The organism is Marisediminitalea alba, from assembly GCF_002993365.1.
In the GTDB taxonomy this organism is placed as follows: Bacteria; Pseudomonadota; Gammaproteobacteria; order Enterobacterales; family Alteromonadaceae; genus Alteromonas; species Alteromonas alba.
The window spans coordinates 1-23,080 of record NZ_PVNP01000026.1 but is presented as its reverse complement, the minus strand read 5'-3'; the positions used below and the strand labels follow the sequence as shown (position 1 = coordinate 23,080).

The 23,080-nt window shown below is 49.8% G+C and carries 17 protein-coding genes, 1 pseudogene and 1 riboswitch; of the genes and pseudogenes, 11 read left to right on the top strand and 7 right to left on the bottom strand.

Annotated elements, in window-relative coordinates:
• Window positions 1-3 precede the first annotated feature (3 nt).
• The 6 genes from C6Y40_RS03490 (at window position 4) to C6Y40_RS03465 (ending at window position 9,241) form a co-directional block, all read left to right on the top strand.
• On the top strand, window positions 4-1,056 hold the full coding sequence (locus tag C6Y40_RS03490; RefSeq protein WP_105933364.1) for an ISAs1 family transposase: 1,053 nt from the start codon (window positions 4-6) through the stop codon (window positions 1,054-1,056).
• Between the two features lie 160 nt (window positions 1,057-1,216).
• Complete coding sequence (locus C6Y40_RS03485) at window positions 1,217-2,428, top strand: dipeptidase (protein WP_105933362.1); 1,212 nt, start codon at window positions 1,217-1,219, stop codon at window positions 2,426-2,428.
• Window positions 2,429-2,637: 209 nt separating this feature from the next.
• Entirely contained in the window at window positions 2,638-2,988 is a 351-nt protein-coding gene (locus C6Y40_RS03480; protein ID WP_105933361.1) for a hypothetical protein, read from the top strand.
• Between the two features lie 85 nt (window positions 2,989-3,073).
• Window positions 3,074-4,387 (top strand): TolC family protein, encoded by a 1,314-nt coding sequence (locus C6Y40_RS03475; protein ID WP_105933360.1) that lies wholly within the window; start codon window positions 3,074-3,076, stop codon window positions 4,385-4,387.
• A 60-nt stretch (window positions 4,388-4,447) separates the two neighbouring features.
• Window positions 4,448-6,019, top strand: coding sequence for an efflux RND transporter periplasmic adaptor subunit (locus C6Y40_RS03470; RefSeq protein WP_146129484.1), 1,572 nt, complete (start codon window positions 4,448-4,450; stop codon window positions 6,017-6,019).
• Between the two features lie 117 nt (window positions 6,020-6,136).
• Entirely contained in the window at window positions 6,137-9,241 is a 3,105-nt protein-coding gene (locus C6Y40_RS03465; RefSeq protein ID WP_105933358.1) for an efflux RND transporter permease subunit, read from the top strand.
• 39 nt (window positions 9,242-9,280) lie between these two features.
• Here C6Y40_RS03465 and C6Y40_RS03460 read toward each other — a convergent pair whose 3' ends face one another.
• Window positions 9,281-10,315, bottom strand: a complete 1,035-nt coding sequence (locus C6Y40_RS03460) for an alpha/beta hydrolase (RefSeq protein ID WP_105933357.1) — start codon at window positions 10,313-10,315, stop codon at window positions 9,281-9,283.
• 87 nt (window positions 10,316-10,402) lie between these two features.
• Window positions 10,403-11,707 (bottom strand): M20/M25/M40 family metallo-hydrolase, encoded by a 1,305-nt coding sequence (locus tag C6Y40_RS03455; protein ID WP_240621834.1) that lies wholly within the window; start codon window positions 11,705-11,707, stop codon window positions 10,403-10,405.
• A gap of 179 nt (window positions 11,708-11,886) precedes the next feature.
• Between C6Y40_RS03455 and C6Y40_RS03450 the strand changes: the two genes are divergently transcribed.
• Window positions 11,887-12,234: a putative quinol monooxygenase gene (locus C6Y40_RS03450; RefSeq protein WP_105933356.1), complete on the top strand. Its 348-nt coding sequence runs from the start codon at window positions 11,887-11,889 to the stop codon at window positions 12,232-12,234.
• Window positions 12,235-12,295: 61 nt separating this feature from the next.
• Here C6Y40_RS03450 and C6Y40_RS03445 read toward each other — a convergent pair whose 3' ends face one another.
• On the bottom strand, window positions 12,296-13,042 hold the full coding sequence (locus tag C6Y40_RS03445) for a glutathione peroxidase (RefSeq protein ID WP_105933355.1): 747 nt from the start codon (window positions 13,040-13,042) through the stop codon (window positions 12,296-12,298).
• Between the two features lie 255 nt (window positions 13,043-13,297).
• Window positions 13,298-13,381: riboswitch (cyclic di-GMP riboswitch) on the top strand.
• Window positions 13,382-13,485: 104 nt separating this feature from the next.
• On the opposite strand from C6Y40_RS03445, the gene C6Y40_RS03440 reads away from it, so the two are divergent.
• The 3 genes from C6Y40_RS03440 (at window position 13,486) to C6Y40_RS03430 (ending at window position 16,734) form a co-directional block, all read left to right on the top strand.
• The gene (locus C6Y40_RS03440; protein WP_105933354.1) at window positions 13,486-14,181 is read left to right on the top strand and encodes an AAA family ATPase; all 696 of its coding nucleotides are present in this window, start codon (window positions 13,486-13,488) and stop codon (window positions 14,179-14,181) included.
• Window positions 14,141-14,443 (top strand): ribbon-helix-helix domain-containing protein, encoded by a 303-nt coding sequence (locus C6Y40_RS03435; RefSeq protein WP_105933353.1) that lies wholly within the window; start codon window positions 14,141-14,143, stop codon window positions 14,441-14,443. The genes C6Y40_RS03440 and C6Y40_RS03435 overlap by 41 nt, the downstream gene beginning before the upstream one ends.
• 149 nt (window positions 14,444-14,592) lie before the next feature.
• Window positions 14,593-16,734: a tetratricopeptide repeat-containing diguanylate cyclase gene (locus C6Y40_RS03430; RefSeq protein ID WP_105933352.1), complete on the top strand. Its 2,142-nt coding sequence runs from the start codon at window positions 14,593-14,595 to the stop codon at window positions 16,732-16,734.
• Window positions 16,735-16,766: 32 nt separating this feature from the next.
• Here C6Y40_RS03430 and prsR read toward each other — a convergent pair whose 3' ends face one another.
• From prsR to C6Y40_RS03410, 4 genes are all read right to left on the bottom strand, one after another.
• Complete coding sequence (prsR, locus tag C6Y40_RS03425) at window positions 16,767-18,128, bottom strand: PEP-CTERM-box response regulator transcription factor (RefSeq protein ID WP_105933351.1); 1,362 nt, start codon at window positions 18,126-18,128, stop codon at window positions 16,767-16,769.
• A gap of 38 nt (window positions 18,129-18,166) precedes the next feature.
• Entirely contained in the window at window positions 18,167-20,191 is a 2,025-nt protein-coding gene (prsK, locus tag C6Y40_RS03420; RefSeq protein WP_105933350.1) for an XrtA/PEP-CTERM system histidine kinase PrsK, read from the bottom strand.
• A gap of 130 nt (window positions 20,192-20,321) precedes the next feature.
• Complete coding sequence (locus tag C6Y40_RS03415; RefSeq protein WP_105933349.1) at window positions 20,322-21,446, bottom strand: beta-ketoacyl-ACP synthase III; 1,125 nt, start codon at window positions 21,444-21,446, stop codon at window positions 20,322-20,324.
• Window positions 21,447-21,648: 202 nt separating this feature from the next.
• Complete coding sequence (locus C6Y40_RS03410) at window positions 21,649-22,812, bottom strand: response regulator (protein ID WP_164464713.1); 1,164 nt, start codon at window positions 22,810-22,812, stop codon at window positions 21,649-21,651.
• A 148-nt stretch (window positions 22,813-22,960) separates the two neighbouring features.
• Between C6Y40_RS03410 and C6Y40_RS03405 the strand changes: the two are divergent.
• Window positions 22,961-23,080 (top strand): annotated as a pseudogene (locus C6Y40_RS03405) (IS1595 family transposase); the annotation flags it as partial.

Below are 23,080 nucleotides of genomic sequence, written 5' to 3'. Positions count from 1 at the left end.
CAAATTAATGTTCAACATGACTTTATTGATGTGATATTTCTGACTGTGAGTGCAGTCCTTTCTGGAGCAGAGGGTTGGAGCGATATAGAAGTGTTTGGTCGAGATAAACTTGATTGGTTGCGCCAATACCGTCCCTTTGAAAACGGCATTCCTGTTGACGATACCATTGCCCGAATTGTCCGAGTAATATGCCCTGAACAATTAAATAAAGCCTTTATGAATTGGGTGAATGAAGTGCGTGTTGAAACGGGTAAGCCTCAAATTGCCATCGACGGTAAGACACTTCGTCATTCCTACGATGGCGATAAGCAAACGGCATTACATAGCATTACCGCCTGGAGCAAAGATGCAGGTTTAGTGCTTGCGCAACTGAAGTCATCGGGCAAGAAAAATGAGAATGCTTCGGTATTGGACCTACTCGACACGCTTAATATTAAAGGCGCTCTTATCAGTGCAGATGCCATGAACTCTCAGAAAAAGATAGTCGAGAAAATCAGCTCGGAGAACGCAGATTATGTGCTCTGCATCAAAAATAACCACAAACAACTACGCGATGAAATTGCCGCCTATTTCCATAAGGTAGAGAGGGATAATCCCGCTTGGATTGCCTGTAATGAACAGACTGATTCTGGCCATGGACGAATTGAAGTACGCCGGTGCCAGCAACTAAGAGTCAGTGAGTGGATAAGTGAAGCACAGCACTGGAAAGGTATACGCAGTGTTATCAAAATAGAACGAGAGCGCCACCTTAAAGACAAAGAGGTGAGCACTGAAACGCAATATTACATCAGTTCACTGGATATTGACCCCGTTGCGGTCAACCAGGCTATCCGAGCACACTGGGAAGTCGAAAATAAAGTCCACTGGGTGTTAGACGTGACGTTCAAAGAAGATGATAGCCGAATACGCAAAGAGGACGGAGCGGAAAATGTCGGAGTGATTAGGCGGTTTTGTTTGAATATGGCTCGTTTACACCCCAAGAAAGCCAGCATGAGAAGCAAACTCAAAATGGCTGGCTGGGCCGATGAATTCAGAGCAGAGCTTATTTTTGGGTAAAAGTATGCGGTTGCCCTGATAAGAGGGTAACCTCGCAAGATGAATAAAATATTAAAGCAAACAAACACCTTTTTGAATAAACCACCAGGTGAGTAAATCGAAAAATCATGGTAGGTTTATAAAAAAATACCATCTAACGTCACTTACAGGGATTTACACCATGAAGCACGCTTTCTTGCTGGGTACTGTTACTGCACTCGCGTTATTAACCGGCTGCCAGTCGACGTCTGCCCCCGGTCAACCGCCCAAAGGCTTATCCACGGCGCAGGATATTGCTCAACGTTATATTATTGTGGATGGCCACATTGATGTACCGTACCGGGTACATAACAAATGGGTGGATGTCACCAAAGCCACCGAAGGCGGCGATTTCGATTATCCGCGTGCCGTTAGCGGTGGCCTGAATGCGCCATTTATGTCGATTTACGTGCCCGCCAGTCTCGACGACTCAGATGAGTCCACTCAGCTTGCCCATATGCTCATCGACAACGTTGAGGCCATCACAGCTCGTGCCCCGGATAAGTTTGCCATTGCCATGAGCCCGCAAGACGTGCGCGAACAATTTGCTAAAGGGTTAATTTCCCTCCCTATGGGGATGGAAAATGGCTCGCCAATCCAGGGCGACCTGAAAAACCTCGAAATTTTTCAGCAGCGCGGCATTCGCTATATCACGCTGGCACACTCCAGGGCTAACCATATCAGCGACTCGTCCTACGACATTCGCCGCAAGTGGCACGGCCTGAGCCCTTTTGGTAAAGAGCTGGTCACTGCAATGAACAACATCGGCGTGATGGTGGATATCTCCCACGTATCAGATGACGCTTTTTACCAGGCTATCGACATCAGCAAGGCCCCGGTGATTGCCTCCCACTCTTCATTACGTACCTTCACACCGGGCTTTGAACGCAATATGACCGACGATATGTTGGTGAAGCTGGGCGAGAACGGCGGTGTGGTAATGATTAACTTTGGCTCCGGTTTTGTGACTAAAGAAGCGCGCATGTGGAGTGATAATCGCACGAAACAACGCAATGCCCTGATCAAAGAATTTGGCGCAGACAGTGAAGAAGTTGCGAATTTTGCTGATAATTACAGTAAGGAAAACCCTTACCCTTACTCAACTTTAGCCGATGTACTCGACCACATTGACCATGTAGTGGGTCTTATTGGCATTGATCATGTGGGAATCGGCTCTGACTACGATGGCGTTGGCGACTCACTGCCGATTGGCCTGAAGGATGTGTCCTCTTACCCGTCACTGGTACAGGGCTTACTGGATCGAGGTTACTCCGAAACTGACATTGCCAAGCTGTTAGGCGAAAATCTGCTGCGCGTATGGACTGAGGTAGAAGCCTACGCTAGCACGCATTAGCCCGGCACATAACGCTATTTCACCGGGTTAAATCAGCAGTAAATGGGTTTACCCGGTGAAAGCAAAATCAGTATTTCCCTGTCTGATATGATTATCGTATACTCACGTTAGTACAGTTACCGGATTATTCAGTGCAACGACTACTTTGTTACTTTCTGCTAAGCATGCTGATTATTCTGCCGACCTCAGGTCAGGCGTAAAGCGTACGTATGGCAGAAATACAGGTAGTGCACACCATGCAGGCAGAAAACACTGATTGCATGATGCATCAACCGGACAATGAAATGGTTCATGCTCTGCACGCTGCACAGGCAGACGGCGCTTCAAAAGCAGATTGTTGCCAGAACAATGCCGAGCATAACTGTGCCAAGCAAGCTTCGCCCTGTGATAAAAATGGCTGCCAGTGCGAGCATGCCAGTTCCCATTTAGTCAGTTATCTGGCCGGAATAGCAGCCCCCTTTATTGTTAAAACCGCTGCCAGCCAAATCGTCGGTAAACCGGTAGTGGCGTTTTCCGGATTCCCAACCTCGCTGTTTCGTCCTCCAATACGCCTGAGTTAACCAAACCTCTTTTAAGTGCAATGTCTGAGACATTGTGACCGGGTGTCTGTACCCGCATTTTTTAAGGTTAACCATTGAGGCAAGTATGAAACTTCCTCCTTTATATGTCGTGTCAGCAGGCATTTTACTCAGTTGCTGGCAGTTTGTAGCCACAGCGCAGCAAGCCCAACAGCCACAATTACCGCAGTTACTGTCGCAAGCGTTAAGTGAGGATTATGCCCTGGCACGCAGCCGACAGAGCGAGCATGCTCTGACAACTCAGGGCAATGCAGTGCAATCCATGCCCGACCCACGGATCTCAGTGGGTATGCTCAATGTCCCCACCGACGGATTCGCGCTTAATGAACAGGCCATGACCCAGCTCAAAATGGGCGTCAGCCAAATGCTGCCCCGCGGCGACTCCGTCGCCCTGCAGCGGGATGCGCTGGCGGCCAAAGCAGCCGAACACCCGGCCCGACGCGACCTGCGTAAAGCTGAAGTTACCCTGGCTATCACACTGGCATGGATTGATATTATTATTCTGCACAACAGTAAGGAACTGGTTACCGAACAGTTACAACTACTGGACCAACTGACCATTGCCGTTGAAAATAACTACGCCAGCTCTTCAGGTGCCAGTCAGTATGATGTGCTGAGTATGGAAGTGCTGCACACGGCACTGGAAGACCGTCTGGAATCGCTGACTTCTGAGCAGCAAACCGCTATTGCCGGTTTATCTAACTGGCTGACCCCAATGCAACAGGCCACGCTAACCAACATCACCCCGAATCAGGCCGATCAGCGTTGGTTAACCAGCCTTATCGGCCAATCACTTTTGCCTGCCAACACTTCGGCGCTATTGGAACGTTTACAGCAACACCCGCAGGTTATCAGTCGTAATGCCGTGATTAATGTGCAGAAGATAAAACAGCAGCAGGTAGAAACCAGTTTCGACCCGCAGTGGGAATTTAATGCCAGCTATGCCTATCGCCAGGATGCGACTAACAACACTTCCCGGGCTGACTTTGTGTCGGTCGGAATGAGTGTTGATGTACCGCTATTTTCCCGCAAGGTAAAACAAGCCGCTATGGCAGCCACCGTGGCCGAAACAGAGAGCCTGGAAACCGAAAAACGCCTGGTGATCCAACAACAACTCAGTGAGGTGAATCAGCTCTATGCCCGCTACCCTGCTCTGCAGTCGCGCATTAACCGTTATGAACAAACGTTATTACCGCTGCGTCAACAGCATTACGACGCTGCGCTTAACGCCTACACCACCGCCAGCGGCAACTTTTCAGATGTGATGCAGAGCCACCTGGCGCTGATTGATGACCAGATGAAATTACTCAATCTGCAGGGTGACATGGCCGCGCTGATGACCCGGCTTGACTATTTTCTTAATCCCATATCACCGCTTTGAGGGAGTTTTCTATGAACCGTTTTATTGTTCCTGTTATTGCCCTCATAGCCGGGGTGGGTATTGGCTACGCGTTATTACCGGCTAACGCCCCCACAGGGTAAGAATAGCGCCACCGCTCAAAACGAAGGGGAAAAGGACATTCTTTACTGGGTAGCGCCAATGGACAGCAGTTACCGCCGGGATAAGCCCGGTAAATCGCCTATGGGCATGGATTTGGTACCCGTTTATGCCGGTGAAGCAAGCACCACACCGGGAACGGTGAGTATTTCCCCGCAAATTGTTCAGAGCCTGGGGGTGACCACCGCCAAAGCCCAAACTCGCTCTCTATCTGAAGCAGTTGCTGCCAGCGGTATTATAGAAGTCGCCGAAGACAGAATCATTCACGTCCATCCGCGGGTGAGTGGTTGGGTAGAACGCCTTACCGTCACCACTGATGGTCAGCCGGTCAACCAGGGCGACACCTTATACACCCTGTATTCACCTGAGCTGGTAAATGCCCAGGAGGAATATTTGCTGGCCCGCAGTCGCAACAATCGCTCACTGATCAACGCTGCCAGAGACAGACTGACTGCCCTGCAATTACCACCTAAGGTTATTCAGAGTCTGGATAAAACCGGTAACGTACAACAGCAAATCGCCTTTGAGGTGCCACAGAACGGCTACGTCACTAACCTTAATATCCGACCTGGCTTTTATGTTACGCCAGGCACCACCATGCTGGCTATCGCCAGTCTGCAGACGGTGTGGATCACCGCCAGCATTCCCCAGCGCTATGCCGACATGCTCAGTACGGAGCAAGAGCTGAACGTAACGCTACCGGCATTGCCGGGGGAGACGTTTACAGCCCGGGTAGACTTTATTTACCCGGAGCTCGACAGCCAGAGCCGCACGCTGAAAGTGCGTCTGGTGCTGGATAATCCTGACGGCCGGTTAAAACCCAATATGTTTGCCACCGTATCATTCGATACACCGCGTAACGAAAGCCTGAGTATTCCCCGCTCAGCACTTATCAGAACTGCCGCCAACGACCGTGTGGTGCTGGCACTGGGCAACGGTGAATTCCGTTCAACGGCCGTGGCGGTGGGTCGCATCACTGCAGACTATGCCGAAATCACAGCAGGCCTTGAAGAAGGAGATGAAGTGGTGATGAACGGCTTATTCCTGATTGATTCAGAAAGTGCCGTAGATGCCGACCTGTCGAGGCTCTCGGGCGAGGAGGATAGCCAGAGTAATGACACTCAATGGGTAACCTTAACTATCGATGCTATTGATAGCGAGGCAGGCACCGTGACCGCCAGCCACGGGCCGGTAGCAGCCTGGGACTGGCCAGCCATGACCATGGACTTCGCCATTGGTGAACAGGTCAGCCAGGCTGAGCTCAACAGTGGTATTCGCCTTGATGCCGAGCTGAATCGTAATACCGATGGCATGGTAGAGATTATTGCCATTGATACCGGCAGCATTGAATCGAGTGTTCCCTCGGCTACCGTTGATGGCACGATTAACAGTATTGATGAGCAAAACCACGCCATGAATATCTCCCGCGGCGCCATTGAAAAGTGGGGACGCGGGCCTGCCACCATGGACTTTACCCTCAGCAGTCATATTGATACGACAGACTGGCAGCCATAGCAGGCAATCCGCTTTACGTTTGAAATCAGAGACGGCGAGTTTGTTATCACCCATATTGAACCTGCCATGGCCATGTCGCATGACATGGACCATGCCGGTCAATAGCAGGAGCCAGTCATGATAGCAATCATCATTAACTGGTCGCTTAACAATCGCGTACTGGTGTTGCTGGCAGCACTGATGCTCACCGCGGCAGGCATCTGGTCGGTGAAACAAACCCCGGTGGATGCCATTCCGGACTTATCCGATGTGCAGGTGATCATTCAAACCAACTACCCCGGGCAAGCGCCCTCTGTGGTAGAGCAGCAGGTCACCTACCCGCTCACGTCAGCCATGTTGTCGGTACCGGGCGCACATACTGTTCGCGGGTTTTCTTTCTTTGGTGACTCCTATGTGTACATCCTGTTTGATGATGACACCGACATGTACTGGGCCCGCTCCCGGGTACTGGAATACCTTTCCCAGGTAGCGCCTACCCTGCCAGCCTCGGCAAAGCCCAGGCTCGGCCCGGATGCGACCGGCGTGGGCTGGGTGTATATGTACGCGTTAAGCGATCCGAGCGGACAGCATGATATCGATGAACTCACCAGCCTGCAGGACTGGTACCTGAAGTTTGCCCTGCAATCGGTGCCCGGGGTGTCGGAAGTCGCCACGGTAGGTGGTATGAAAAAGCAGTATCAGATCGTCGCCGACCCTTACAAACTGGACGCCTATAACCTGACGATGGCCCAGCTGGAACAGGCTGTGAGTCAGAACAACCAGGAGGTAGGCGCCTCGGTGATTGAGATGGCCGAAGCAGAATATATGGTCACGGTCAATGGCTATATTGAAACTCTGGACGATATCAGGCAAATCACCCTGGCCTTATCAACCTCCGGCACACCGGTAACACTGGCCGATGTGGCCGATGTTAAAGAGGGGCCAGCGCCGCGGCGCGGCATCGCCGAACTGAATGGCGAAGGCGAAACTGTGGGCGGCATTATCGTTATGCGCTATAACGAAAACGCTCAGCAAACTATTGATGGGGTTAAGGCAAAACTGCAGGACTTGCAGGCCGGCCTGCCCGAGGGCGTAGAGATCACCACGGTTTATGACCGGTCCAACCTGATTGCCAGTGCCATCGATAACCTGTGGGATAAACTGCTTGAAGAACTACTGATAGTGGCGCTTATCTGCGGCCTGTTTTTACTGCATTTACGCAGCGCGCTGGTGGCTCTGGTGACACTGCCGCTGGGCATACTGGGCGCTTTTTTGCTGATGCACTGGCAGGGTATCAATGCCAACATTATGTCGCTGGGCGGTATTGCCATTGCCATTGGCGCAATGACCGATGGCGCCATAGTGATGATTGAAAATTTTCACAAACATCTGGAAAAGGCGCCGCCAGACGCTAATCGCTGGGAGTTGGTGAGTAAAGCCGCCACCGAAGTGGGCCCGGCACTGTTTTTCAGTTTGCTGATTATCACAGTGAGCTTCTTGCCGGTATTTATTCTGGAAGCTCAGGAAGGGCGAATGTTTGCGCCCCTGGCTTACACCAAAACGTTTGCCATGGCCGCGGCGGCGGGCCTGGCCATTACGCTGATCCCGGTACTTATGGGTTACCTGATCCGCGGTAACATTGCGCCAGAGGAACGAAACCCGGTTAATCGCATTGCTCAGGCAGCCTACAAGCCGGCATTGAGAGTCGTGCTGCGCTTCCCTAAAGTGACTTTATTAATGGCGATGCTGATCACACTTGCCGGTTTCTACCCGCTATCGAAGCTGGGCAGCGAATTTATGCCGCCGCTCGACGAAGGCGACCTGATGTATATGCCCACCACCTATGCCGGCGTATCCATTGCTGAGGCCAGGGAGATCCTGCAACAAACCGACAAACTGATCCGCACCCTGCCGGAGGTTAAAACCGTATTGGGTAAAGTCGGCCGGGCTGAGACCGCTACTGACCCTGCACCGCTGACGATGATTGAAACCTTTATTCAGCTTAAACCCAAATCGCAGTGGCGCGAGGGGCTGACCAGTCAGGATTTACGCGATGAGCTCAATAGCATTGTTGCTTTCCCCGGCCTGACTAACGCCTGGGTGATGCCGATCCAAACCCGCATTGACATGCTGGCCACCGGTATTAAAACGCCGCTGGGCATTAAAATCTCTGGCCCGGATGTGAAGCAAATCGAAGCCATTGGCACCGATATTGAAAAATTGCTGGGCGACCTTGAGGGCACCGAATCGGTCTACGCCGAGCGGGTTGCCGGCGCCCGGTATATTGATATTGATATCGACCGTCTTGCTATCAGCCGGTATGGACTGACAATAGCCCAGGTGCAGCAACTCATCAGCACGGCCGTAGGCGGTAAAACCATTACCACAACGGTGGAGGATATTGCCCGCTATTCGGTTAATTTACGTTCCCCCCAGCAATACCGGAACAGTCCGGAAGCGCTGGCAGGCTTACCTGTACTTACACCTGGCGGGGAGCGCATCACGCTGGGAGATATCACGCATATACGCATTGCCGAAGGCCCGCCTGCCCTTAAGAGCGAAAATGCCCGACTCACAGGCTATGCGTTTATTGATGTATCCGGTATTGATATTGAAAGTTACGTTAAACAGGCCAAAGGCGTTCTGGACAAAGCGCTTAACCTTCCCACTGGCTACACGTTACAGTGGGCTGGTCAGTATGAGTACCTTGAACGGGCCATGCAAAAGCTAACCTTTGTTGTGCCAATGACGCTGGCAGTGATAGTGATCTTACTGTTTATGAGTTTTCGCCGTCTCAGCGATGTAGTACTGGTACTCGGTACTCTGCCCATGGCACTGATCGGCGGGATCTGGTTGCTCTATGCGCTGGATTACCACCTTTCTGTTGCGGTTGGCGTTGGTTTTATTGCACTGGCCGGGGTAGCCGTTGAAATAGGTGTCATCATGGTGATTTACCTTAACAGCACCTGCGCTGATATACCCCCTTCCGCTAACGTGGATATCAGTGCCCGCCTGCGTGAGGCAGTTGAGGAAGGCGCGCTTAAACGCGTGCGTCCGGTATTGATGACTGTACTAACGGTAATGATAGGTTTATTGCCGGTCATAAGTGGTACCGGCACGGGCTCAGAGGTAATGAGTCGGATTGCTGCCCCCATGGTGGGCGGCATGGCCAGTGCGCTGGTGCTCTCTTTACTGGTGGTGCCGGCGGGCTTTTTCCTGATCCAGCGGGCTAAACTCCGCTAGCCCTGCCAGTGTAAATAACGTAGTGTGGGTTAAGCCCTGTCATTTCGGCAGGGCAAACTCAACAAATCCGCGCAGGGCTCTCGCCATAGGAAAAAACTGCGGGTTAACCTGAGGGATCGCGCAGGTTTCGCTTAAATCGGCGCGACTTTTATCAAAGTCCATTTTCTCCAGCAGCAGACGGTTAACCACCAGATCGGCATGGCATAACTGATACTCTTCGTCGATGACATAAAAGGTGTTATCCGCATCCACATACGTCAGCAGGTTTTGTACGCCTTCGATGGGCGTGGCCTGGTCGGCCTGAGAGTGTGCCACGAAAACCGGTACCTCCACCCGGGCGCCTTCCTCAAGGCGTTCGCGGATACTGCGAATAAGCTCCATTAACTCAAGGCCAGCGAAGCTGGCGACTTTGGGATACTTTTGTGGATTGGGTCCGCTGGTCTGATAATCACCATCGAGTAACCTGGCCAGTGTCTTTATGCCCCACAGCTTCGACAGTGATTCAACATTACCATTCAGCGCCAGCGCGCCAGAAAATAACAGAATGCCCTGCACATTATCGGGATTAGACAGGTAGTAATCCACCGACAACGCGCCGCCGGTAGAAAAGCCGCCTAACACCACTTTATCGGTGGATTGCAAAGCCAGTTCCACCACTTCTGCCAGATGCGCCTGCCAGCGTTCGGCCAGTTGCTCATCTTCCATATCAGCATCAGCGTCTTTCAGACCATGGCCCGGCAATAGCGGTGCGATAACAGTATATCCGGAATGATAAAGCTCATCGGCAATCGCTGACACGAAAAAGGGGGAGTCACTGAGCCCGTGGATGAGTACAATAATGGGGCTGTCTGCTTGCTGAAACAAAATAAATGGTGCATTACCATCGCCTCTCAGCGCCGGTGAACACACTGCATAACGATTCGCCGAAGAACTCAGACACTTTTGCGTGCTACCTAGCTCCTGCTCGTATAAAGCGGCAAACGACTGATTCAGTGCAAACTGAGATTGCCCTGTCGCCAGCGCAGAAAAACACAATGTAGTGGTCAGACAGACCAGATGTAACAACGACTTCACTGGTTGACTCCATTAAAAGCAGCAAGGGCGCCTACTATGGCGGCCTTGCCAGTGAATTGCAATCATTGGCAGGAAAACAATAGCGGGTTACCGTTCACTCAGACGTGACATCAAAATAGCCGCGCGTTTCGCCTGCGCAGGCAAGGCACTGACCAGCGCCGTTTCATGTACGGTGTGACCGCCTGAGCCACTCATGCCCAAACCATCCAGGGCCATTTCCACATACTCTGAGGTAAAGGAGACATCCGCGGCGCCGGCATTAAGCGGATTGACTGCGGTTACGCTGCCCTGCCCTAGATCCTGACTGACTTTGCTGTAAATACCCAACAACTCGTGATTACCCGGCTTTGGCGATAAAGGCGGGTAGCCCTCCCCAAACTCAATGACGGCGCTGGTTTTAGGCAGACTCTGTTTTACGATGGCCTGCATTTTATGCTGAACCCGAATTAACTGCTCCTGCGAAACCGCACGGATATCACCGGTAACAATGGCATGTTCAGCAACCACATTGTTTTTACCGAATGTGCTGCCGCTATTGTTAAGTTTATCGTGTGAAAATTCCGTTCCACCCATAATTCTGCCGGGGTTAAAGGTAAGTAACTGTTCACTTCTTAGCTTATCGTAAAAGCTGGTTAAGATACGCGAGGCTTCATAGATCGCACCGGCGCCCACGGTGGGTTTAAATACCTGGGAAGAATGCGCCGGCGTGCCTTTAACCGTTAACACCCAATCTACCGAGCCGCGCCGTGACACATTGGCAGTGGCCGGATTACCGTCGCCATTTTCAAAGCCCAGTGAAATATCGGCCCATTTGGCACCTTCGATTAAGGCTTTTTTAGACAAGGCTAACGGCCGGCCACTGAGCTCTTCATCGCCGGTCATTACCACCATAATATTCATCGATGATAACTTACCTGCCGCGTGCAGTGCTCGCAGTGCTTCGAGCATAATAATGTTGCCGCCTTTCATATCGGCAACGCCCGGCCCTTTAATCTGCTTGTCTTCCACCCGGGTAAAGGTTTGAAACGGACTGCCCGGCTCGAACACCGTATCGAGGTGGCCAATCAGCAGCATTTTGGGGCCCTTGCCGCCTTCAATTCTGGCAATCAGATGGCCGGCCCGGTTGAATGCGGCTCCATCCTCAAACCAAACGTCAAAGCCCAGCGCCTCAAATTCCGGCATCAGTTGGTCTGCCACCTTTCTGACGCCGGAAAAGTTCATGGTGCCGCTATTTATGTTGACGCTTTTTTCCAGCAAGCTCATCGCTGCCTCTTTACGGCCATCAATATAATCGGCCATCTGCAGCTCATCGCCGGATAGCGCCGCACTGGTTGCCAGCGAGAACAACAGACTGGTGGCGCAGGTAAATGTTGTCAGAAAAGAAGGTTTCAAAGTGTTTGCCCCTGATTTGTTGTGTTTTTTCTACTATGGCAAAAACCATTGACGATAACGAGGGCAATAACGATAAAAGGTCAGTAAAAACAGATTGCAGGTAAGCTTTTGACTTCAGGACCAGAATCGCCATACTGAGACTATAAAAAAACAAAGTCCACGCCTGTTAAGGATTACTCATGTCAAAGAAAGTGTATTGTAGCGCCCAGTTTTTACCCAAACCCGGCAAAGAAAAAGCGCTGTTTAAAGTGCTCCAGAGCCTCGAGCCCAACACGCTAAGAGAAGATGGCTGTATTCAGTATATCGTTACCCGCCATATCACCAGTCCGTTCGCCGAAGGCAACAGCTTTCCCATTGCGTTTAATGAAATCTGGGCCGATATGGCCAGCTTCGAAGCTCACTGTCAGCGTCAGGAAATCAGTGATTTCTTTGCTACTTATTGTCAGGCCGAGGACGGCCTGGCTGAAGACTGGAACGTGTGTATTTATACCGATGAGCCTGAGGACTTCGACGCCCCGCAGCTGTAACTAAGTCTTTAAACCAAAAAAACTCGCCGATTGGCGAGTTTTTTATCAGTTTACTATAACGCTATTCGGCGAAATAAGCTTCCAGATCGTCGCTGCCGCCAATATGCTTACCACCAATAAATACCTGGGGTACTGTGTCACGGCCGCTGATAGCTTTTAATGTCGTCAGCGTAGCGCCCTGCCCCATGACGATTTCTTCGTATTTAAAGCCTTTATGCTGCAACAGCGCTTTGGCTTTCGCACAATACGGACAGCCTGGTTTGGTAATAATGGAAACCGGCTCCAGTTTCACTGCATTAGGCGCAATGTAGGATAGCATGGTATCAGCGTCTGAGACCTCAAACGGGTCGCCCGGTTTGTTCGGCTCAATAAACATTTTTTCCACTACGCCGTCTTTTACCAGCATCGAGTAGCGCCAGCTGCGCTTACCAAAGCCTAAATCAGCTTTGTCCACCAGCATTCCCATGCCATCGGTAAATTCACCGTTACCATCAGGTACCAGCGACACATTGTCTGATTCCTGGTCCGCTGCCCAGGCATTCATAACAAAGGTGTCATTCACTGAAATACAAACAATTTCATCTACACCGTGATCTTTGAATGTGTCGGCCAACTCGTTATAACGTGGCAGGTGAGTCGACGAACAAGTCGGCGTAAAAGCACCTGGCAGGGAGAAAACCACTACGGTTTTGCCGGCGAAAATATCGTCGGTAGTACGATTAATCCACTGCTCACCTTCCCGAATGGCAAAGGTCACATCAGGTACTTTCTTTCCTTCATAAGAAGGTTTATCAATGGGGTGTGTCATTACATTCTCCTTAACAGTTTCGATAAGTATAACCCTAACAGTGCAGAGAACCAGCGGTAAATACCAATCATGCTAATCACAATTAACGATTGAAAATAAAATATTTAAACGCAAATAAGAATTACCCTTACCAGCTAGGGTATACGCATTAATCCCTTAATATAAATTTCAATGCCCGCTGTGAATGGATGCCAGCAACCCGATACTCTATTATTTGAACAGGAATCAACGGGTGCTATATGAGCATCCCGCAGTACATGAAAAAGGCAAAACACGCCGAAAGGGTGTGACGCAAAACCTCCGGTCTACGTCGAAAGATAGGATAGCGGGGTTACCGAACACTGTGAGGTGACGTCGGCTTGCTTCCCCCGGCAAGCCAGCGACACCGACAGTCAGTTCACTTTTTTATTACGTAATTGCGATTACTTAATGAGGATTGAACAATGATGATTTTAGTTGGTGGCGAAAAAGGTGGTAGCGGCAAAAGCTGTCTTGCACAGAACATCGCCGTATATTTACGCTGTGAGAAGAAAGCCAGTGTACTGATGGTGGATTGTGACCCCCAGCGAACCACGTCAGACTGGGCCCAGGAGCGAAGCAGCAACGAAGAGCTGCCTTCCATCAACTGTATCCAGCTTTACGGCAAGATCCGCAATGAGCTGTTAAGCCTTAAAGAGCACTACGACTATGTGGTTATCGACTGTGGTGGTCAGGATAACCTGGCGCTGCGATCGTCTATGGCGGTTGCCGACCATATCTTAATTCCATTGCGTCCCAAGCGCCGCGACCTGAAAACGGTACCGCACATGGAAGACATTTTGTCGACCTGTAAGATGGTCAACCCGCGCATGAACGCTGCTTTTGTTATTACTCAGTGTCCTTCACTGCCTTCGTTGGCGTCAAGGATTCTGGAAGCCAAAGAGGTGTGTCGCTCCTTTGAAGTACCAGTATTAAATTCCGTTACCTTTAGCCGCAACATGTATGACGACTCAGAGGAGTCCGGACGTTCGGTGCTGGAAAGTGAAGCCGATGGTAAAGCTGCCGTGGAAATTCGCAGTATCATTGAAGAGTTACTGGCCCGACGTAAAGGGGAACAACATGAGTCTGATAAACCTGTCTCGCTCTACGCCGCGAGCTAGTCGAACTGCAACTAAAAATGTCAGTGCAGAGGAATTTATTCAGGACGCACTGCATTATGCCAGTGGTGTGGTAGTGCCCCTTGCCGCTGTTACAGAGCGGCAGGCTAACGACTCCCACCACGAGCCAATGCGCAGAGCAACTTTTACGCTGACGCCGGAATGTATAGACCAGCTTCAGCAACTGTCAGAGCATAGCGGTATAGCAAAATCAAAACTGATCAGGCTTTGGATCCAGCGCTACGCCAGTCTCAATTTTGATTAAGCGGCAGAAAACTGGCTCGCGCTATTGATTATTTTTTAAACGAACCTCAAAATAACACCATAATAAAAGAGTAAACTTTAGTATCAATACGACATGACAGCGCAGTAATGGAGTCACGCGTCTTACGTCACAGGGCGGTGTAGAAAGTAATGATGTTAAACCGTGTAGGCCTGTTGCTGTCTTTGCTGTGCTGCTCTGTACCCGGATTCGCGCACTCTGTGCGCCACGTTTCAATGGATGGACACGCGTTTTATGCCAGCGGCTTCAATGTAGAGAAACTGGTAAATCAGGGCGATACCCAGGAAGCCGAACGCCAAATCCGCGAACAATTAGCACTGTCCGAGTCAGAACAAAATCAACGAGCCTCTGCTACGGGCGCGCACGCCTTAGGGCACATCTCACTGATTAAGAATAATTACCCGCTGGCATTGCGGCAGTTTCAGCGTGCCCTGGACTTTTTTAAAGGCGCCAGAGAGCCCCTTGGTATGGCCGATTTGTATACAGATATTGGCAGAACCTATCGGGTGATGGGGCTCTATCAGTCTGCTCTGGGTTACTTTAACCTCGCCAAAGACATCTATCATCAGCAGGGCCGCTACGACGGCATTGCCTTGCAACAGCTGGAAGTCGGTATTTCCCTGCGGCAGTTAGGCCAGTTTGAGAGTGCTTTAAGTCAGTTAGAGCGAGCATTACCGTTACTCCGGCAGGAAAACAACAACCAGGCTACAGCGTCTACTCTGATGCAAATCGCCCGGGTATACAGTGAAATCGATAAAAACGATGAAGCCATGCTGTACCTGCAGGATGCCGCTGTACTGATCGATACCCTGCAAATAAAAAGCCTGCAAGCAGAGCTCGATTATCACCTTGGCCAGGTAAATATCCAGATGGGGCATTTTGATAATGCCCGGCGCCATCTGGAACAGAGCAAAGAACAGTTTAACCAGTTAGAAGCACAATGCGATGTGGCCAAAATAGACTCCAGTCTGGGTAATATTCTGCTCAGCCAGAATCAGCCGGAAGCCGGCATTCAACTGCTTGAGTCAAAACTTCAACAAGCGACTGAATATAACTGCACTACCCTGCTTACCGAGCTGCACTTAAACCTGGCACAGGCCTATCTTGGCAAAGACCAACAGGCTCTCACTAACCACATCGACCAGGGTTTGCAACAAGCTATAGAGAGAGGTGAGTTACTTACTCAGGCACGGTTTGAAACGGTAAAAATGCAAATGCATGAACAAAGCGAAAATTATGCCGCAGCACTTAATGCTCTTAAGCGCCAGCAACAGCTCGAGAAGCAAAGTCTTGAGCAACGCCGCTCGCTGGCACTGTTGTACCTCCAATCACAGCTGGATGTTGAGCGTCAGGCTCAATCGCTGGAGCTACTGAATAAAAATCAGGCCATTCAGCTGGCCAAAGCAGAACAGCAGGAACTGGAAGTACGGATGCTCTATGCGTCGCTGTTTGCTGTCACCTTACTGGTGTTCTTAATCTGGAGCCGGTTTAACCACAGTCAGCGTTCGCGCTTTTTAAAGCGTGAAGTGCGCAGGCGCACCCAGGAACTGGAATCTAAAAATGCCGAGCTGGAAAATGCCTACATTGCGCTGGAGCGGGCCAGCCTGATGGATCCGCTCACCGGTTTGTACAACCGTCAGTACCTGAATAACCAGTTACCACAGGAAATCAATCGCGCCCAGCAGGCGTATCTGTTATCCCGTGAGTGCACACTGACCAACAGCCCCTCAGACATGCTTTGTTTTCTGCTCGACATTGATAATTTTAAACACATTAATGACACCTACGGTCATATGGCGGGCGACCGTATTTTAACCGATTTGGCGAAAGTGATGCGCTCAGTATTCAGGCCATCAGACATGCTTATCCGCTGGGGAGGTGAAGAATTTCTGGCCGTGTGCCGCAATACCAATCGACTTGAAGCCGTAGCCCTCGCAGACAGACTACACCAGGGGATCCACGATCACGACTTTCATGTTAGCCAACAGCATAGCCTTCACATTACCTGTTCCATTGGTTTTTGTGTTCTGCCACTATACCCCAGCGAACCTGCACGCCTCGACTGGGACAGTTACTTTGGTTTACTGGATGAATGCCTGTATGCGGCAAAGCGGTCCGGAAAAGACTGCTGGATAGGTTTAACCGGCGAGAAATCAGAGGCCGCTGACCGGCCGACATCCCGGTTGGAAGAAAAATTTGATTTACCGCCGACCCGGGTACAAACCTCTCTTAACCATTTATCAGCCATTAGCTGGGCTGAACAAAGCAGTTAATCAGCGCCGCAAATCAACCGCCGCTACAGGTATTACACACCGGTTTTCAAATCTTCCAGGTGGTACTTATCGATTAATGAATATAGCGTTGGTCTGGTAACACCCAGTAACTCCGCCGTTTTAGACATGTTCTTGTCGGCTCGCTGATAAGCCTTACGGATCGCTTTACTTTCAGCCTGTTCACGCACTTCGCGCAGGTTAAGGATTTCACTTGCAAAATCTTCCGAAGGCTCGAGCAGACCCAGATCGTCGGCCTGAATAACCGTGCCTTCTGCCATGATGACAGCAGATTTGAGTTTGTTCTGCAGTTCGCGAATGTTGCCCGGCCAGCGATGGGCCAGCATGGCTCTTATCGCGCCGTCACTGAAGCTCTTGGCTTTGGCATTAAATTCTTCGCGGTATTGATTCAGAAAAGTGCGCGCCAGTAATACAATATCCTGCTCACGTTCCCGCAGCGGCGGAATATTAATCGGGATTTCGCCGATACGATAGAATAAATCCTCACGGAAGGTTTCTTCCCCCACCATGGTCTGAATATCTCTGTGGGTAGCACAAATCACCCGAATATCCACCGGAATTTCATTTCTGCCGCCAACCCGCTCAATCACCCGTTCCTGCAGGAAACGCAACATCTTAGCCTGTAAACCAATGGGCATATCACCAATTTCATCGAGAAACAGTGTGCCCCCTTGTGCCGTTTCGATTTTACCTACGGTGGTTTTATTCGCGCCGGTGAAGGCCCCTTTTTCGTAACCGAATAACTCACTCTCAAGCAGGTTTTCCGGGATTGAGGCACAGTTGATGGCCACAAAAGGCTGGTCTTTGCGGGGGCTGTGCTCGTGAATGGTGCGGGCAAAGACTTCTTTACCGGTGCCACTTTCGCCCAGTAATAAGGTGCTGATATCGGTACCGGCAATTTTTTCCGCTTTGCGCATTACGGTCTGGATAGCGTCACTGTTGCCGATAATCCGCCCCATGGCCGGTCTTGTTTTAGCCAGGATCCGGTTTTCATCTTCCAGCTTGGCCAGGTTCAGGGCGCGATTGATGAGCAGCTTTATCGTGTCGGAATCGATGGGTTTCTGATAAAAGTCATAGGCGCCAAAGTCGATGGCTTTCAACGCGTTTTCTTTATCGTTATTGCCGGTTACCACAATGACCTTGGTATTGGGCGCCAGAGCCAGAATTTCTTCCAGGGTTTTCAGGCCTTCTGAGGCGTTGGCCGGATCAGGCGGTAAGCCTAAATCGAGAGTCACCACTTTGGGTTCAAACCGACGTAACTGCGCAATTGCAGAGGAACGATCATCGGCGAAAACCACATTAAAGTCGGTTAAACTCCATTTTAACTGCTTTTGAATACCTAAATCGTCATCAACTACCAGGATGGTGTCACTCATACACTGTTTCCGTTTTTATTCTGCTCGATATTGACGTTTTACTGAATGGGAAAGCCCAGGGTAAAGCAAGTGCCAATGTTTGGCTGGCTTTGTACCTGTAAATATCCGCCTATCGATTCCATATAGGTTTTTGCATCATATGCGCCGATGCCCATTCCCGCGTTACCTTTAGTGGTATCGAAGGGCTTGAACAGGCGATGCTTTAAAAATTCTTCATCCATCCCCGTGCCATTATCCTCAATAAACACGAGTTGGTGTTGCCGCTCGGCGTCCAGTACCAGCATGACTTCAATTTCACCGTCATCGGCACAGGCCTGCTGAGCATTGCTAATAAGATGATACATCACATTGGCAAACTTATCCTGATCTACCACAACGTCGGTTTCTTCTCTAATCACTACCTGCGGCAGCGGTAATAAAGACTGACATCGCTTATCAATCACCTGCTTAATTAACAGTGACAAGGTATGCGTGGCGTCGGCGCCCCGTTCTTCTACCTGTTTCTCTGTAAGCTGGCGCAGCATCCTGTCCATCCGTGCTTTGGTATGATGCAGGGTTTCGAAGGTATCTTCAATAAATTCAGGGTTACCTTTGTGCTGCTCTGCATTACACAGGATTAAGTCTATCTGTGCCAGTACATTCTTGAGATCGTGCAAAACAAAGGCTGCCATACGATTAAAGGCCGCGAATTGTGCATTCTCTGCCAGTGATTGTGCCGCTTCATGAAGATAAATAACATTAGCAATTTGGTTAGTTACGGCATTTAGGTAGTCACGCACTTCCCAGTTGAGCGACACTTTTGGCCGATCCACGGCGCACAGCAAGGCCAGCCCCCACATATTGCCTTCGCGAATAAACGGAATAACCAGTTGCAATCGGGTCGTTTCGACCGTTTCATTAGACAGGTTCAGCCCCTCATAAACATAAGGCTTGGTGCGATACTCATCGAGGTCGATTAGCCAGCCGGTTTTTTCACAATAATCCCATAAGGGCTTAAGCGTCCACTCCACCTCGGATAACGGCATAAAGTGATGGCTGCTCACTACATGAAAGCCTGGCCCCTGCTTTTTGACGAGTGCGCCACTGTCGTAGTTGATCGCCCCCATCACGCCTTCCAGTGCCACCTGGTACACACTGGGTAACGACTGATCGTTTTGCGACAGTACATTAGTCAGTTTTACCCACTCTTCACGATAATCAAACTGATTCGCAAAGAAATGCTTGGTGATAAATACTTTAATGCGGGTACGAAATGTATTGGATAAAAACAGCGTAGCGAGCATAACCAGCGACAGCGCAATCAGTATAATTTGCACTGTGTAACCCCAGCTCCAGCCCAGGTAGCTGATAATGTAGCCCATGGCTGCCATGATAAAGAGATACACCCCGGCTACCAGCAGCAATGAACTATGCAGTACTACATCCCGGGAGATAAAAATATTCACGCCCCAGTGCTTTATCCGCCGTGTCGCAATTACCAGAAACGGTAACATTAACAGGTAGATATACCCTCGGGCGGCAATAAATCCAGGCTCCACACTGGCGATCATGGTGGAGTTAGCATAAAAAACAAACTCAAACAGATTGGTCGCGCCTAAATACAACGCCAGTGGCTTATACGCCCATTGATCCTGCCCAACCTGACGGTAAAGCACTTCGAGCAGAATAAGCACTTCCAGTGCTATCAGGGTTTGCATCAGGAAATGCCAGGTAATGTCCACCTGTATAAACCAAGGGCTTAACAGTGCTATGGCCGGAACCAACAACGCAAATAAGGTGGCCGGCTGGCGCAGCACCTGCCAGATATTAGCAAAATCATTTTTCAGACAGCTGGCAATAAACAGCAGCCAGATGCCCTGCTTAATCGTATCAGCCTGGAGCAGATGAAGGACACTTAACGGACCGCTTAACAGCGACACAAAGCTCAGAGACCAAACCAGCGTAACCAGTGTGGCGAGGCTAAGCATGTATTTCGCCAGCCCCGGTTTACGCACCGTAAACAGCAGTAACAACAATACCAGGTAACCAAAACTATTCAGGCCGTAGCCAATATCTGCAATCATTTGTTGTCCTACTGTTGCCCCGGGGCAGTTGTGGTGGGCCGCAGTATTTATTGATACTGCCAAAGAGGGGGAAGTTTAACCCCCTCTATTTATTGGTTATTTTCTATCACAATCTGCCTGTAGCTTCCAGCTACCTTTTGCGGACAACCAGACTACCAATGGAATAACCGGCGCCGAAGGAACAAATAACGCCCACGTCCTGACTGGCAAGATCCTGATGATGCAGGGCGAAAGCGATAATCGAGCCCGCCGAAGCGGTGTTGGCATACTCATCCAGAACAATTGGGGCTTCCTCACTGTTGGCATCCCGGCCCAGCAGCTTTTTGCAAATCAGCGTATTCATATTGATGTTGGCCTGGTGTAACCACCAGCGATTAACTTTGTTTGGCGTTAGCTCATGTTGGCCAAGATGGCTGGCAATGTGTTCAGCCGCCATGGGGCAGACTTCTTTAAATACCCGGCGGCCAGCCTGATGAAATAGCTTATCCGGACCAAAGGGATCCGCATCATTGGCCCGGCTCATATAGCCAAAATTCGAGCGGATATTATTGGAGTACATGGTTTTTGCTTTGGTACTGAGGATATCAAAAGCAGTATCAGTGTTAACCGTTTCGGCAGTTTCCAGAATGGTTGCCGTTGCTACATCTCCAAAAATAAAATGACTGTCGCGATCGGTATAGTTAACCTGAGGTGAAACCAGCTCCGGGTTAATCACCAATACACATTTGGCATTGCCCGATGCGATCATTTCCCAGGCCCGGTGCATGCCAAAGGTAGCCGCTGAACAGGCCACCAGCATATCAAAACCAAAACCATCAATACCCAGTTCGTTTTGCACTTCGATGGCAATCGCCGGGTAAGAACGTTGTGTGTATGCACAGGAAACAATGACGGCATCAATCTCGGCAGCAGTTTTGTTGGCATCGGCCATGGCCAGTTTAGCCGCCTCAATGGCAATCTCCGCCTGATTCGACAACTCGCCTTCGCCGCGTTCCGGGATCTTCGGGCGCATCCGTTCAATATCCAGCGCGCCTTCCTTACGATAGATATAGCGGCTTTTAATACCGGAAGCCTTTTCAATAAATTCGGCACTGGAAAACGGTTTGGCAGTCAGTTCGCCAGCTTCAATTTGCGCCTGATGTTTCTGATTGTAGGCCTCAGCCCAAGCGTTATAGCTTTCAACCAATTCCTGATTAGTAATTTTATAGGGCGGCGTCCACAGACCCACACCACTTAATACGACTTTTGCATTCATGTTATCGGTTCTCTTTAGCAAATGGCCTGTCAGCCACGGCAACGGGCAATCAAACAGGTCCAATGAGTTTTGCTAAGCTTACCCTTTTGTCACGAAAATGTCATTGACCTGCCGTGCCGCCTGACTGCTGGCTAACGCTCCTAAAACTATATCTGGCCAAAGCAAAAGCAGTTTATGAGTTTAATCGCAAACAGAAGCTGACTTAAAACAACTCCACGTCCACAATACTCTCTGCCTCTTCGTCCTGGGACTGACTCAGTTCACGCAAAGCTTTTAATCGCTGCATGATTAAACGCAGATTCTCAGTTGTCATTGCATTATCAATCGTATCGTAGGCTTTATCGGTGCTCTTACGGAACAACTGCAACAGCTCGCTTTCCTGCTCTTCGGTCAAGCCGTATTCAAAAATTTTACTTTCGACAGAATCAACCAACTCAGTCAGTGTATCGAGGACCTGACGATTTTTCGTCTGATTCTCTAAGTCTGCTCTTTTTTGTACGACTTCAAGCTCCTGTATCATTAAATTCACTTCATCAGTTTTTACAATATCCCGATACTGACTTGCAGCGGCTTCCAGAATTATTGCCAAATGGTCTCTGAAGCGCCCGGCCTGGGCGGGATCATCCGGCATATTCTTAATGATTTGTGTAAAAGGTGGATAATTAAGGAACAACCGTTTACCTCTGGTCATGATTCGCTCTGAGTATTCAAGGCGGTCGAGTAACTCTCGTTCAAGCGCTGAAATAGTGACTTCATTTGACACTGCCTGACGGTACTCAATATCATTCATAACATACTTTGCCTGAACAGAACTGTTGATACCGAAATTAGAAGCGGTTTTCACAATAAGATTTAGCAGCGAGGAAATGCTGCTGGTTTTCGACGCAGCCCGGAAGTAGTGAATTAAAATTCCCTGTTCCGTGAGGTCCGATATCACCGCCTGTATCAGTTGCGAATTCGACTCTGTACTGGCCTGTTCTGCACGGCGTTTTTTGCCGCGTTTGATGATGGTTTTGGCTTTTTTACGCAACTCCTGAATTTCTATTGGTTTTATCAGAAAGTCACTGGCGCCTATTTCATACCCTTTTAAGCGCTCTTCCATCTCACTGCTAGCGGTATGGAAGATAATATCTGACTGTTCTTCACTAACAAACTCGCGTAGTTTGACACACAATTCAAAACCACTCATTTGCGGCATTGTTACGTCGAGTATGATGAGTAATGGTGGGATTTCCATTTCTCTGACAGCCTCCAGCGCGTCAACCGGTGAGGCCATAACCAGGACGTTAAATTCCTTTAACGCTTCCTCCAGTAACGCTAAGGTGATGATGTCATCATCAACAATAACTATCTCGTATTCTTTCACTATTTATCCAGCAATCATTTTGTCTCAAGTCTGAATAAAAGGTAGTCGAAATACCGGTAACTTTCGAATGAACAGGCATAAAACGTATGGCTATGTTCTGCTAAATTGTTGCTATACTGTATATGAATACAGTTATTGAGGGTTGATCATGATCCCAGCACAATTTACAAAGCTTATAGCCGAGTTAGAACACTTAACAGATAGTCAAACCCGTTATGTTGAGAAGCTGCTGAAAGGCACTGATAGCGTCTCACAGTTGATAACAGAG